Origin of the sequence: Streptomyces sp. NPDC059875 (genome assembly GCF_042731085.1) — a bacterium.
In the GTDB taxonomy this organism is placed as follows: Bacteria; Actinomycetota; Actinomycetes; order Streptomycetales; family Streptomycetaceae; genus Streptomyces.
Window position 1 is genome coordinate 92964 of record NZ_JBHWJZ010000010.1, and the last position, 13796, is coordinate 106759.

Genomic DNA, 13796 nt, shown 5'->3' on the forward strand with positions numbered 1-13796 from the left:
ACCGTGTCGCTCACGATCGGAATCGTCGGTCTGCCGAATGTCGGCAAGTCGACCCTGTTCAACGCCCTGACCAAGAACGACGTCCTGGCGGCCAACTACCCGTTCGCCACGATCGAGCCGAACGTCGGCGTCGTCGGTGTCCCCGACGCCCGCCTGACGAAGCTGGCGGAGATCTTCGGCTCGCAGCGGATCCTGCCGGCGACGGTCGACTTCGTGGACATCGCGGGCATCGTCCGCGGCGCGAGCGAGGGTGAGGGCCTGGGCAACAAGTTCCTGGCGAACATCCGTGAGTCGGACGCGATCTGCCAGGTCATCCGCGCCTTCAAGGACGAGAACGTCGTGCACGTCGACGGCAAGGTCTCGCCGAAGGACGACATCGAGACGATCAACACCGAGCTGATCCTCGCCGACCTGCAGACGATCGAGAAGGTCCTGCCGCGGCTGGCGAAGGAAGCCCGCATCAAGAAGGACGTGGCCCCCAAGGTCGCGGCGGTCGAGGCGGCGAAGGAGATCCTGGAGCGGGGCGACACGCTCTTCTCGCAGGGCATCCTCCAGGGCTCGGACAAGGCCGAGCTCCTCCACGATCTGCACCTCCTCACGACGAAGCCCTTCCTCTACGTCTTCAACGTGGACGAGGACGAGCTGACGGACGACTCCTTCAAGGACGAGCAGCGCGCGCTGGTCGCCCCGGCGGAGGCGATCTTCCTGAACGCCAAGCTGGAGCAGGACCTCGCCGAGCTCGACGAGGAGGACGCCATGGAGCTCCTCCAGTCCGTCGGCGCGGAGGAGCCGGGCCTCGCGATCCTGGCCCGCGTCGGCTTCGACACCCTGGGCCTCCAGACGTACCTGACGGCCGGCCCGAAGGAATCCCGCGCCTGGACGATCAAGAAGGGCGCGACGGCCCCCGAGGCGGCCGGTGTGATCCACACCGACTTCCAGAAGGGCTTCATCAAGGCCGAGGTCATCTCCTTCGCCGACCTCGTCGAAACGGGCTCGGTAGCCGACGCCCGCGCGGCGGGCAAGGCCCGCATGGAGGGCAAGGAGTACGTGATGCAGGACGGCGACGTGGTGGAGTTCCGCTTCAACGTCTGATTGGACGTGGACAAACGGCCTGACCTGCGAGAAAGCAGGTCAGGCCGTCTTGCTGTCCGTAGTGTTCCGCAGAACCTGTAGACGACGCGGTAGTCGCCCACCCGTAGGGGTCGCTGAAGATCAAGACCCGCCTGTTCGACGCGTATGCACGTCGCAGCGCGGTCGCCGAGTCGACGCCGGACGCGGTCGACGTTTCGGACACGGTGATGGCCCGCCAGATCGTCGAGGAGGAGCAGGCGCGGCTGGGAGCGGGCCGCAAAGAGTCCGCAGGACACCCGTAAGCGACCGTCGGGACCAACACACACCAACGGGGAAGGTCCGCCGGGCAGGATAGGGGAGTGGCTGACCTGCTGTGGGATGACGTCAGAGGCTTCTTCGACCCCGACCTGATGGGGGCGCTACCGGACGTGCTTGTTCCCGGGACCTCGGTGGAGGACTGGCAGGCCGTTCTGGACCTTGTTGATGCGCGCGGATGGAAGCACCAGTATTCCGAAGGAGCGTCGGTGCTTCGGGTACCCCGGGCGGAGGCAGTGCTGTCCCGCCCGGCGGACGTCGAATGTCCGCAGTTGAGGGTGTGGCTCGCTGCCGATGTGCTGGTGATCTTCCGCTTCCATTCGGCGGACGAGATCGACTTTGATGTCGACCTGCGGCAACTCCAGGGGCAGGAGCGACTCGACTTGTTCTGCGGGTTCCTCACCGCCATCGGACGGCGGTTGGGCAAGCCGGTGCTGATGGACGCCGAGGGAGGCGACGGCAGCCATCCCGTACTCGGATTCGAGGTCGACAGCGATCGGGTTCGTCTGTTGGCGGAGCCGTTCGCTCCCTGACCGCCATGGGGTCGGGCCTCCGGGAACGGCCCCTCAGTAGAGGCGGCCCCTCGGTACTCTGGGGACGGCGGAGGCCCCTACCAGCCCATGTCCTTGGCCACCTCCGCTTGCGCAGTGGCGATCTCTTCCTGAGTGGACTCCGTGACGTCGACATCAGCCGCCCACTCAAACCGGCTCAACAGGTCGGTCAGCGCCTGCTTCTGCGCGGGATGCGTCACGGGCACCGTGTCCAGATCGGTGTTCATCAGCCAGTCGTAGAGCACCACTGCATCTGCGTGCCACAGGCGCACATTTACGGTGGGCACAGACTCCCATGAGTTGTTGGGCTCCATGAGAGCCATCTTTCCAGGGTCTGGCCGGATCGTAGAGGCGACGGCGCAGGGCGGTACCCCTAGGCGCCCAGGGTGGCGCCGCCGTCCACGGTGAGGGTGTGCATCGTGATGTGTGAGGCCCGGTCGGAGAGCAGGAAGACGACCGCGTCGGCGACGTCCGACGGCGTCGCCACCTTCTCCAGTGGGATGCCCAGTCGGTGGGCGGCGAGCGAGCCTTCGATGGTTTTGCGTGGGCCGGTCTCGTCGTGCCACATCGACCTGAGCATGGGGGTGTCGGTCGAGCCGGGCGCCACGACGTTGCAGCGGATTCCGTACCTGGCCACCTCCACACCCAGGCACTTGGTGAACATCGTCGCCGCTGCCTTGGACGCCGCGTAGGCGGCCATTTCCATGCGGGGCGTGCCGGCGGCGTTGGAGGCCACGGTGACGACGGCGCCGCGCGAGCGGCCGGTCATCCTGCGGACCACCGCCTGGGACACGAGGAAGACGCCCGTCGTGTTGACGCCGAACGTGGTGCTCCAGTCCTCTTCGGTCAGCTCGCCCACGGCGCCCAGGCGCAGTACGCCCGCCGCGTTGACCAGGAAGTCCAGCGGGCCCAACTGCTTCTCCACCGCGTCCACGACGGACTCGACCTCGGCGCCCGAGCTGACATCGGCCGCGAAGGGGACGACCCGGAGGCCGTCCGCGGCCAGCTTCTCCGTCGTCTCGCGCAGCCGCTCGGGGTCCCGGTCCACCGCCGCGACCGTCACGCCCTGCCCGGCGAGTTGGGCGGCCACCGAGGCGCCGATCCCGCCGGCCGCGCCGGTCACCAGCGCTGTCTTGCCTTCCATGGGGGTTTCCTTACCGTCGTCAACGACTGGACCTTCCTGCGGCCGCGGGCCGGTGTCAGCCGAGCCAGGACGCCACCACCGCCATCGCCTGCTCCGGGTTGAGCCGCGGGTCGCAGAAGCTGGTGTACTTCTCGGCGACGTCGTCGACGAAGGACGCGTTCGCCACGCATTCGGTGACGTGGTCGGGGGTGGTCTCCAGGTGCAGCCCGCCCGCGACACCCCCCGACGTGCGTACGGCCGACTGGAACTCTTGGACCTCCTGCACGATCGTCTCCACGAACCGGGTCTTGAGGCCGGCCGGGGTGGTGACCGTATTGCCGTGCAGGGGGTCGGTCAGCCAGATGACGGGATGCCCCGCGTCGCGTACGGCCGCCACCAGGGCGGGGAGCACCTCGGCCACCACACCGGCGCCCATCCGGGCGATGAGGGTGAGCCGGCCCGGCTCCCGGTCGGGGTCGAGCCGTTCGCACAGCGCGACCAGTTCACCGGGCGTCATGCCGGGGCCGACCTTGCAGGCCACCGGATTGACGATGCCGGCGAGCAGCGCGACATGGGCGCCGTCGACCTGTCGGGTCCGTTCGCCGATCCACGGCCAGTGGGTGGAACCGAGCAGCACCCGGCCCGTCGCGTCGCGGCGGAGCATGGGGAGCTCGTAGTCGAGCAGCAGCGCCTCGTGGCTGGTCCAGACATCGGGGTCGATGTCCCGCGGGCCTCCGGCGCCCGGCCAGCCGAGGTACTCCATCGTCGCCGCGGCGGCCTGGTAGCCGTCCAGGATCCGCGTGGGATCTGGTCTTCGGACCGCCGCGTCGGGCTCGGGGCCGTTGACCATGTGCCCCCGGAAGACCGGAAGTTCGACGTCCCTCAGCGACTCGGTGGGGCGCGACCGTGGCTTGGCGTACTGGCCGGCGATGCGCCCGACCCGTACGACCGGCTGGTGCGTGACCATCTTCAAGGTGCCGGCCAGTACGTCGAGCAGCCCCGCCTTCCTGGCGACATAGCCGGGCGTGCACTCGGCCGGGTCCTCGGCGCAGTCGCCGGCCAGCACCAGGTGCGCGGCTCCCTCGGCCACCCCGGCCAGCGCCGCCCTGAGCCGGTGCACGTCGTCGGCTCGGACGAGCGGCGTCGCACCCGCGAGTTCCGCGCGGACCTCGGCCAGCCGCGGATCGTGGGCCCAGTCGGGCTGCTGAAGCGCCGTACGGGATCGGATGTCCAGCAGATCGTTGTCCACTGCGTTGTCCACTGCCTTGTCCACTACCTTTCTCAGGAAGCCTGGTTCGCCCGGTCCGGCCGCGCGCAGGCGGCGGCCGACAGGACGGCGACCGTGTGCGCGGCCGAGGCGAGAGTGACGTGGCGGTGCCACCCGCTGTACGAGCGGCCGACGTAGTCCCGGATGCCGACCTGGGAGCTGACGTCGTCGAAGGACCGCTCGACCCGGCGCGAGAAGCTGCTCAACTGCGGTACGGAGGCGGCCCGGTCCCTGGGCATGTCGGTCAGCCACAGCTCGGGCGGCCGGCGCCGGTCCGTGTCTCCTACGCCGACCAGGAGCAGCCGGCCGTCGGTACGCGACCCCGCGACGCCCACCTGTACCGCGGTGACCAGGCTGGTACGGCGCATCGGCTGCGGGTCGTACTCCCGCCATTGGACGGGGCGCCGCATGTTGCGCGCCGCGCGCATGATGTCGGCCGCGGGCAGCAGGTGCGCGCCGTGGCCGGTCAGCCCGGGGTCCGTGACGGTGAGCGGCAGCTCTCCGGTGACCTTGACCAGCGAGGGGATCCCCTCGGCGCGCAGGCCGTTGATGGTGTCGAGCGGATCGGCCTCGCCGATGTCGACGACCACCGGTCGGGACGGCAGCCCCCAGCCGGTCAGCATCTCCCGGCAGGCGTTGAGCACACAGTCGCTGAGCGTCTCGGGTTCGATCTCACAGGGAATCGATGCCTGGTTACGGCGGAGCCCGTCCTTGATCCAGGTCTGCGGAAGGTGCAGCTGCCAGTTGAGCGGCGCGCTCACCTGGTCGGACACCGCCCACACCCCGATCGCGCGCTGGGCGTTGAGGGCCTGGCCCTCGTCGGGGGAGAAGTACCGGCTGACGCCCACCGAGTGCTGCCCGACCTTGGGGATGGTCATCGGGCGGGCCACCCACGCCTGCGGCGGAGCGTTACGGATCACGTACTGCGACATCGCCTGACGCACCGGCATCCAGTCCCAGGTGGAGCTGCAGATGAAGTGGTGCAGGCTCTGGCCGGTGCCGCTGCCGCCGATCAGCGCCGCCATGTTCCGTATCGACTTGCGGCCCCTGGTCGACAGCAGCCCCTGGATGTACTCCATGCCCCTGCGGCGCTGGTCGCTGCGGCGCAGCGACCGGAACAGCGGGTCGCAGAGGTCGTTCAGCACCGCTTCGGGGTCACTGGCGGCCGTCGGCAGATTCCACTCGGGCCGGCGTGCAGGGGTCCTGACCCGGGCCGCGGGCGGACGCGCCGTCGTCAGTGTCGGCAAGTCAGCTGTCAACTGCTGGCTGACAGTGCTCATGTGACTCCTCCGGTCAAGTGCCCAGCGATCTTGTACTGCCGTTCCACATTAGGAATTTCGCCTTGCCCAGCTGAATAACAATGCGATGGCAAGGTTCAGCGGTTGGGCATGTGGGTGCACATGACTACTTCGTGCCCAAGGGCCTTTTCGCGTTGACCGGGAGGTGACTCGAAGACGACAGTCGAGAGGTCGGTGATCAAGGCGAAGCCGGCCCGCGGCAGCGCCCCCGGGTGGCGTCGAATCCAATGCTTGGGAAGCGGAGCGAAATGGGGCTCAATAAGAAGGTGCTCCTTGCGGAGCCTCGCAGTTTTTGCGCAGGAGTCCGTCGGGCCATATCAATCATCGAGTTGGCGCTCGAGAAATACGGTGCCCCCATATATGTGCGCAAGGAAATCGTGCACAACCACTATGTGGTGAGGCTTCTGGAGCAGCGCGGCGCGATCTTCGTGGACTCGGAGGACGAGGTACCCGAGTCCGCGATCTGTGTGTTCTCCGCCCACGGTGTCTCCCCGCAGGTCCGGCTCAACGCGGCAGCGCGCAGCCTCGACGTGATCGACGCGACCTGCCCGCTGGTGTCCAAGGTGCACCAGGCGGCCAAGCGCTTCGCGCGGGAGGACCGGACGCTGATCCTGGTCGGCCACGAGGGTCACGAGGAGGTCGAGGGCACCTACGGGCACGCGCCGGACCAGACCGTGATCGTCGAGACGGTCGAGGACGCCGAGCGGCTCGATCTGCCGTCCGACGCGCCGGTGGCGTACCTGACCCAGACGACGCTCTCGGTGGACGAGACCAAGGACATCCTCGCGGTCCTCGAGCGGCGGTTCACCGACTTGCGCGGCCCCGGCACGGACGACATCTGCTACGCGAGCCAGAACCGGCAGGACGCCGTCAAGGCGGTCGTCCCGCGCAGCGATCTGGTGCTGGTGGTCGGCTCGCGCAATTCGAGCAACTCGATTCGGATGGTCGAGGTCGCGGAGCGTCTCGGTACGCCGTCCTACCTCGTGCCCGATGTCGGCGAATTCGACGAGAAGTGGCTCGAAGGCGTGGAGACGATCGGGGTGAGCGCGGGGGCAAGCGCACCCGAGATCCTCGTCGAACAACTCCTGGAAAAGCTGGCCGAATTCGGTTACGACGACATCGAACTTGAACAGGTGGCACAGGAAAGCATCGTTTTCCATCCCCCGGCTCGGCTCACCGATTCGGCGCCGGCGGGCTGACAAGAGGCACGTAGCAAGGACCACGGACCACGAGAAGCGAGGGAAGGTCGAGATGGTGAGTTCCACGGTCTCCACTGCACGGCAGACCCGTTCCGAAGTGATCGAGCGTGTCGAGCGGCGGCTCAGCGAGTTCCTGGCCGCGGAACAGGAGCGCTGGCTCGGCGTGAACAGCCGGGGCGCCGTCCCGGTCGAAGCGGTGACCAGCCTGGTCGCCGCCGGCGGCAAACGGCTGCGGCCCGCCTTCTGCGCGGCCGGCTTCCTGGCCGCCGGCGGCGATCCGGCCGAACCGCTGCTCGTGGATGCCGCGGCCGGGGTCGAGCTGATCCACACCGGCGCGCTCATCCACGACGACGTGCTGGACGCGTCCGAACTGCGGCGCGGCACACCGGCGGTGCACACCCTGCACGCGGCGGGCCACGTCGAGCAGGACTGGCTCGGCGAGCCCCGCCGGTACGGCGAGGGGGTGGCGATCATCTCCGGCGTACTGGCCAATGTGTACGCCGACCGGCTCACCCGCGACCTGCCGCCGGCGGCGCGGGACATCTGGAGCGAAATGCTCACGGAGATCCAGATCGGCCAGTACCTGGATGTCGCCGTGGCCGCCGAGGGGGTGGTCGATCCCGATCTGTCCCGCTGGATCGCCATCTGCAAGTCGGGCCGCTACAGCATCCACCGCCCGCTTCAGCTCGGAGCTGCGATCGCCGGCCGGCAGGACCTCGCGCCGGTCTTCGAGGAATACGGCGAGGCGCTGGGCGAGGCGTTCCAGCTGCGCGACGACCTCATCGGGACGTTCGGCGACAGTACGGCCGCCGGCAAGCCGGTCGGACTGGACCTGGAGCAGCACAAGATGACGCTGCTGCTCGCCGATGCGGCGGAGCGCGACGAGAGCGTACGCAAGCTGATCTCCGAACGGGAGTGGGACACCGCCGAGATCCTCGACCGGCTGGGCGAGGGCAAGGAGCGGATCGAGCAGCACATCACCCTTCTCGTCGAGCGCGCCTGCGGTGCGATCGACCGGGCGGGACTCGATGAGGACTGGCGCCGGGAGCTGGCCGACATGGCTGTCGAAGTCGCTTACCGGAACCGGTGAGGGAGACCGAGCGAATGTCACTGTTGGAGACTGTCCAAGGACCCGACCGGCTGCGCGAACTGACCACCGCGGAACTGGAGGTACTCGCCGGCGAGATCCGTGCGTTCCTGATCGACAAGGTGTCCGTCAGCGGCGGCCACCTCGGCCCCAATCTGGGCGTGGTGGAGCTGACGATCGCGCTGCACAGCGTGTTCCACTCGCCCGAGGACCGGCTGCTGTGGGACACCGGGCACCAGTCGTACGTACACAAGATCCTGACCGGCCGCGCCGGCGGCTTCGACCGGCTGCGCAAGGGCGACGGGCTGTCCGGCTACCCGAACCCCGCGGAGTCCGAGCACGACCTGGTGGAGAACTCCCACGCGTCCACCGCGCTGTCGTACGCCGACGGGCTCGCCCGCGCCGACGCCCACCTGGGCACCGCGGACCGGGCGGTGGTCGCGGTCATCGGTGACGGCGCCATGACCGGCGGCATGGCCTGGGAGGCGCTGAACAACATCGCCGGCGGCCCGGACCGGCCGCTGGTCATCGTGCTCAACGACAACGGGCGTTCGTACGCGCCCACCGTGGGCGGCTTCGCCGATCACCTCGGGGACCTGCGGAAGGGCAAGCCGGGACCCGGCCTGTTCGAGCAGCTCGGGCTTGCCTACCTCGGCCCGGTCGACGGGCACGACGTGGCCGCCCTGCAGGACGTCCTGCGCAGGGCCCGCGACCTGAGCGGTCCGGTGGTCGTCCACGTGGTCACCGAAAAGGGCCGCGGCTTCGCCCACACCGAGAACAACGCGCTGGACCTGGGGCATGCGATCAAGCCCATGGACCCGGTCACCGGCCTTCCGCTCGGCCGGTCGTCCGGGCCTTCGTTCACCTCGGTGTTCGGGCGGGAGATCGTCAGGATCGCCGAGGAGCGGCCCGATGTCGTCGCCGTCACCGCGGCGATGCTGGAACCGACCGGGCTCCTGCCGATGCAGGAGCGCTTTCCCGACCGGGTCATCGATGTGGGGATCGCGGAGCAGCACGCCGTCACGATGGCCGCCGGGCTCTCCCTCGGCGGGGTGCACCCCGTCGTGGCGATCTACGCGACGTTCGTCAACCGGGCCTTCGACCAGCTGCTGATGGACGTGGCCCTGCACCGCCGCGCCGTCACGTTCGTACTGGACCGCTCCGGGGTCACCGGCGACGACGGGCCCAGCCACAACGGCATGTGGGACATGTCGGTGCTGCAGGTGGTGCCGGGACTGCGGATCGCCGCGCCCCGGGACGGCACCCGGCTGGCCGAACTGCTGGAGGAGGCCGTCGGCTGGGAGGAGGGCCCGACGCTCATCCGGTTCCCCAAGGGGCCGACGGGCGAGGACCTGCCGACCAAGGCGACCTTCGCGGGCATCGACGTCCTGCACAGGGCCGGGCCGCTGGACGTCCTCATCGTCTCGGTCGGAGCGCTGGCGGGGATGGCCCTGCGGGTGGCCGAGGTGGTCTGGGCGCAGGGCCTGGGGGCGACGGTGGTGGATCCGCGCTGGGTGACGCCGGTCAATCCGACGCTGGCCGACATGGCCCGCAGGCACCGTCTGGTGATCACGATCGAGGACAACAGCCGCACCTGCGGGGTGGGTTCGACCATCGCGCAGTTCCTCCGGGACTCCGGGGTGCGGACACCACTGCGCGAGTTCGGCATCCCGCGGCGGTTCCTGGACCACGGCAGCCGTGCCGATGTGCTGTCCGGGTGCGGGCTGACCGCGCAGAACATCGCGCGCACGGTGGTGGAGGAGATCAGCGGTCCGGAGGCGCACCCGAAGCGGGACGAGCCGACGGACGGTCTGGACGACGAGGTGGCCCGGTTGCTGGAGCAGGCGAGTCGAGGGGAGACACGGTGACGTCCGTAGGACTTGGCATACCGAAGATCAGGAACGACGAGGGGCCGCCGCCGGTCGCCGAGCGGCGGAAGTCGCGGCGGATCATGGTGGGTTCGGTGCCGGTGGGCGGCGGCGCCCCGGTGTCGGTGCAGTCGATGACGACGACGCTGACGTCGGACGTCAACGCCACCTTGCAGCAGATCGCCGAGTTGACCGCGTCGGGCTGCCAGATCGTGCGGGTGGCCGTGCCGTCCGCCGACGACGCGGCGGCCCTGGCGGTCATCGCGAAGAAGTCGCAGATCCCGGTGATCGCGGACATCCACTTCCAGCCCAAGTACGTGTTCGCGGCGATCGAGGCCGGCTGTGCGGCGGTCCGGGTGAACCCGGGCAACATCAAGAAGTTCGACGACCAGGTCGGCGCGATCGCGAAGGAGGCGTCGAACGCGGGGATTCCGATCCGTATCGGTGTCAACGCCGGTTCGCTGGACCGTCGTCTGCTGGTGAAGTACGGAAAGGTCACCCCGGAGGCGCTGGTCGAGTCGGCGCTGTGGGAGTGCTCGCTGTTCGAGGAGCACGGCTTCCGGGACATCAAGATCTCGGTCAAGCACAACGACCCCGTGGTGATGATCGCGGCGTACCGGCAGCTGGCGGCCCAGTGCGACTACCCGCTGCATCTCGGTGTGACCGAGGCCGGGCCGCAGTTCCAGGGCACGATCAAGTCGGCGGTGGCCTTCGGCGCGCTGCTCGCGGAGGGCATCGGCGACACCATCCGGGTGTCGCTGTCCGCTCCGCCGGTCGAGGAGATCAAGGTCGGCAACCAGATCCTGGAATCCCTGAACCTGCGGGAGCGCGGCCTGGACATCGTCTCCTGCCCGTCCTGCGGGCGGGCCCAGGTGGATGTGCACACCTTGGCGGAGAAGGTGGCGGCGGCGCTGGAGGGCTTCCCCGTGCCGCTGCGGGTGGCCGTGATGGGTTGTGTCGTCAACGGTCCCGGCGAGGCCCGGGAGGCCGATCTCGGCGTTGCTTCCGGAAACGGGAAGGGCCAGATCTTCGTGAAGGGTGAGGTCATCAAGACCGTTCCCGAGTCGAAGATCGTGGAGACCCTCGTGGAGGAGGCGATGCGCATCGCCGAGGAGCGGGAGATCCCCGTCGACGGTGCTCCGGGTGCCGTGGTGCTGACCCCGGACTCCGCCGGCTGAGACGCCCGCATTGCGGGGAGTGTGTTGTGCGATGGCCCGTCCGTTCATCCGGCGGGCCATCGCTGCGTCCAAGTGACATTGTGCGGGGCTATTTTCAGCCAGATTCTGTTTTATCAGAGGGTCCCCTGAGAGGCTCATTTGCGTGGGAGCGGACTAACGGCGGCATCGCGAAAATGGCGGATGCGTCCCTCTCGGCAGTCGAGGTACCGTGTGGCTGGTACCGAGAGGGGGAGTACAAGATCAACACGAACGGGGGCCATGTCTGGGCGAGTTGTAGTCGTGTTGTCCGAATGATCCAGATATCGCTTTCGACACATGTGCGGTGGGGCATATCCAGCTCAACAGCCATCGGGAGGGATCGTTCATGCAATCAATACGACAGGACAGCCCTGGACTTGTCGGCCGCAGATCCGAATTCATCGAACTCCGCAATCGACTCATCAACCCGGAAACGAGATTCGTCACGGTCACCGGCCCTGTCGGCGTCGGGAAGAGCCGGCTGGCCGCGGCCGTATTCGAAGACCTTTCCGGCGAGTTCACGCACGGCGGGTTCCTTGTCGACCTGAGCGCCGTCCACTCCGAGCAGGCGCTGGGGGAAACACTCGCAGACCTGTTCGATCTCGATGTCGCCGGCGACGCCGAGCCGGTGATCGAACGCCTGGCCGAACATCTGCGTGATCGACAATTCCTCCTGGTGCTGGACGGCTGTGACCAGCTGCGCAGCGTACTGGGCCCTTTCATCGGCTTCCTCGTGAAGGAATGCGCCGGCCTCTCCGCGCTGGTCACCGGTCAGGAGCGGCTCGGTGTGTACGGCGAGGACCTGCTCCGCCTCGATCCGCTGGCCGTCCCGCTGCCGGGGGGCCACACGGACCTGGCGGCGCTGGAGGAGGTCCCGTCGGTCCGGCTGTTCGTTCAGCGCACACGCATGGTCCGGCCGAACTTCGTGCTGACCGAGGAGAACCACGAAGCGGTCTCCAGACTGTGCGTCCGCACGGACGGACTGCCCATGGCCATCGAATTCGCCGCGGCGCGCATGAAGCTTCTGTCGCCGCACAAGTTGCTTGCCGAGCTGGAAGAGGGTCTGGACAGCCTGTCCGGGGCCGATTTCGACACCCTCTCCCAGAATCGCGGAATGCGTGACGCGATCGAGCGGAGCCTGAGCGGTCTCGGAGAGGACGAACGCGCCTTCCTTGCGCGGCTCGCGCTGTTCCATGGGGAATTCGACTTCGCGGCGGCCGACGGTGTATCGACCACCGGCTCGGCCGAAACGCAGCGATTGCTCGAAATCCTGCTGGATAAAAGTCTGCTGAGCACCAGCGAATGCCCGGACGGCGACATGCTCATCGCGATGCTCGGCCTGACCCGGCAGCACCTGCTGGAAGAGCTGCGCGAAGACAGAGAATTCGCGAATGTCCACTCCGCCCATGCCGCCTTTTATCTCACGGTGGTGGAGCGGGCCGAGCTCGAGCTGCTCGGGGCGGACCAGAGCTGGTGGCTGCAGAAGGTCGACCACTGGCTGCCCGGCATAACCGGCATCCTTCGATTCCTGAGGGAAGCGGGGGACGGGGCAGGTGTCGTCCGTATCGCCTCCGCGCTGCGTCTGTACTGGCAGGCGCGCGGCATGGTCCGCGACGGGATCCACTGGCTGAGCGAGAGCGTCGAAAGCGAGGGGCTGACTCTCGAAGCCGCCGCCAAGGGGGAGCGGGCACTGGGCGAACTCCTGCTGTGCACAGGCGAATGGTCGTCGGCCGACAGCATGCTGGCGCGGGCCCGGAGCAAGTACCAGGAACTGGGCGATTCCGCGGGCATCGCAGGCTGCATGCGGCGCGCCGGGCTGGTGGCCTTCCACCGCGGTGACCTGGTGGAGGCCGAGCGTCAGCTGGAGGAATGCGTCGCCCTCTCCTGGATCGACGGCGCCGGCGAACACGCGGAGGCGCTGCGCAACCTCGCCGAGTGCCGCCGGGTCTCCGGGGACGCGCACGGTGCCGCACGGGCTGCCGAGGAGGCGCTGGAGATATTCCGGCGCTCCGGGGACGCCCGCAACATCGCGCTGAGCACGTACGTGTGGGCCGACGCCACCTTCGACCTGGGAGACCAGACGGGCGCCATCGAGCTCTACCGGTCCGCCCTGCTGAAGGTGAACGAGCTCGACCACGTGTTGGCGGGCATCATCGGTCTGGAGAGGTTCGCGATCCTGCTGACCCGCTGCTGCGGCCGGTCGACCGAAGCATGGCGACGGGCCGCGCACGCCCTGGGCGCCGCGGCCGCGCTCCGGGCGGCCACCCGGTGCGTCGCGCCGGCCGCCACGAAGATGGAGGTCGACAGCGTCTTGGCCGAGACGCGCGTGCGACTCGGCGACGAGGGGGCCGAGACACTGGCCACCACCGGTTCGCGACTGCCGGCGAACGAGGCCGTCACGGCGATGCTGGCGCCGATGGACTGCGCGAAGTACGCATCCGACTGGGACGGGACCTACCACCCGCTGACCCGTCGGGAGTTCGAGGTCGCCCAGCTGGTGGCCGGGGGCCTGACCAACCGGGAGATCGCCCGCCGGCTCGGCATCGCGGAGTGGACAGCCGTGAACCACCTCCGCAAGATCATGCGCAAGCTGGCCTGTTCCTCACGCGTCCAGGTCGCCAGCTGGATGACCAAGAGGGCGGCCGACAACACCGTGGCGGCCGCCAACTAGGCCATCAACCAGGCCGCTGACCAGGCCGGCCGACCAGGCCGCACGACGGTGGACCGACACCGGGGGGGGGGGCGCGGGTACGCGTGGGCGGGCCCCGGGGGCGCCATCGGGGCGGGGCGGCCGGCGGCGGGGTGGAGGTGGGTGGTGGTG

At 68.8% G+C, this 13796-nt stretch carries 11 protein-coding genes; 7 read left to right on the top strand and 4 right to left on the bottom strand.

The window, feature by feature from the left end; translation table 11 throughout:
- Positions 1-3 precede the first annotated feature (3 nt).
- Together ychF and ACFV9D_RS15200 are read left to right on the top strand one after the other, a co-directional pair.
- Positions 4-1092 (top strand): redox-regulated ATPase YchF, encoded by a 1089-nt coding sequence (ychF, locus tag ACFV9D_RS15195; RefSeq protein ID WP_385145493.1) that lies wholly within the window; start codon positions 4-6, stop codon positions 1090-1092.
- A gap of 338 nt (positions 1093-1430) precedes the next feature.
- The gene (locus tag ACFV9D_RS15200) at positions 1431-1919 is read left to right on the top strand and encodes a hypothetical protein (RefSeq protein WP_385145495.1); all 489 of its coding nucleotides are present in this window, start codon (positions 1431-1433) and stop codon (positions 1917-1919) included.
- Positions 1920-1996: 77 nt separating this feature from the next.
- Here ACFV9D_RS15200 and ACFV9D_RS15205 read toward each other — a convergent pair whose 3' ends face one another.
- From ACFV9D_RS15205 to ACFV9D_RS15220, 4 genes are read right to left on the bottom strand one after another with little or no spacing between them, the layout of a single operon-like run.
- Positions 1997-2251, bottom strand: coding sequence for a hypothetical protein (locus tag ACFV9D_RS15205; RefSeq protein ID WP_385145497.1), 255 nt, complete (start codon positions 2249-2251; stop codon positions 1997-1999).
- A gap of 59 nt (positions 2252-2310) precedes the next feature.
- A complete protein-coding gene (locus ACFV9D_RS15210; protein WP_385145499.1) occupies positions 2311-3081 on the bottom strand; it encodes a 2,3-dihydro-2,3-dihydroxybenzoate dehydrogenase in 771 nt (256 codons plus the stop codon).
- Between the two features lie 55 nt (positions 3082-3136).
- Positions 3137-4309: a 3-deoxy-7-phosphoheptulonate synthase gene (locus ACFV9D_RS15215; RefSeq protein ID WP_385145692.1), complete on the bottom strand. Its 1173-nt coding sequence runs from the start codon at positions 4307-4309 to the stop codon at positions 3137-3139.
- 32 nt (positions 4310-4341) lie between these two features.
- Entirely contained in the window at positions 4342-5607 is a 1266-nt protein-coding gene (locus tag ACFV9D_RS15220; protein ID WP_385145501.1) for an IS701 family transposase, read from the bottom strand.
- Between the two features lie 266 nt (positions 5608-5873).
- Between ACFV9D_RS15220 and ACFV9D_RS15225 the strand changes: the two genes are divergently transcribed.
- The 5 genes from ACFV9D_RS15225 to ACFV9D_RS15245 all read left to right on the top strand — a co-directional run bounded on the left by ACFV9D_RS15225 (position 5874) and on the right by ACFV9D_RS15245 (position 13646).
- On the top strand, positions 5874-6824 hold the full coding sequence (locus ACFV9D_RS15225; protein ID WP_385145503.1) for a 4-hydroxy-3-methylbut-2-enyl diphosphate reductase: 951 nt from the start codon (positions 5874-5876) through the stop codon (positions 6822-6824).
- 52 nt (positions 6825-6876) lie between these two features.
- Complete coding sequence (locus tag ACFV9D_RS15230; protein WP_385145505.1) at positions 6877-7914, top strand: polyprenyl synthetase family protein; 1038 nt, start codon at positions 6877-6879, stop codon at positions 7912-7914.
- Between the two features lie 14 nt (positions 7915-7928).
- A complete protein-coding gene (locus ACFV9D_RS15235; RefSeq protein WP_385145507.1) occupies positions 7929-9779 on the top strand; it encodes a 1-deoxy-D-xylulose-5-phosphate synthase in 1851 nt (616 codons plus the stop codon).
- Positions 9776-10957: a flavodoxin-dependent (E)-4-hydroxy-3-methylbut-2-enyl-diphosphate synthase gene (gene ispG / locus ACFV9D_RS15240; RefSeq protein WP_385145509.1), complete on the top strand. Its 1182-nt coding sequence runs from the start codon at positions 9776-9778 to the stop codon at positions 10955-10957. The genes ACFV9D_RS15235 and ispG overlap by 4 nt, the downstream gene beginning before the upstream one ends.
- Before the next feature lie 322 nt (positions 10958-11279).
- Positions 11280-13646 (top strand): ATP-binding protein, encoded by a 2367-nt coding sequence (locus tag ACFV9D_RS15245; protein WP_385145511.1) that lies wholly within the window; start codon positions 11280-11282, stop codon positions 13644-13646.
- Positions 13647-13796 lie beyond the last annotated feature (150 nt).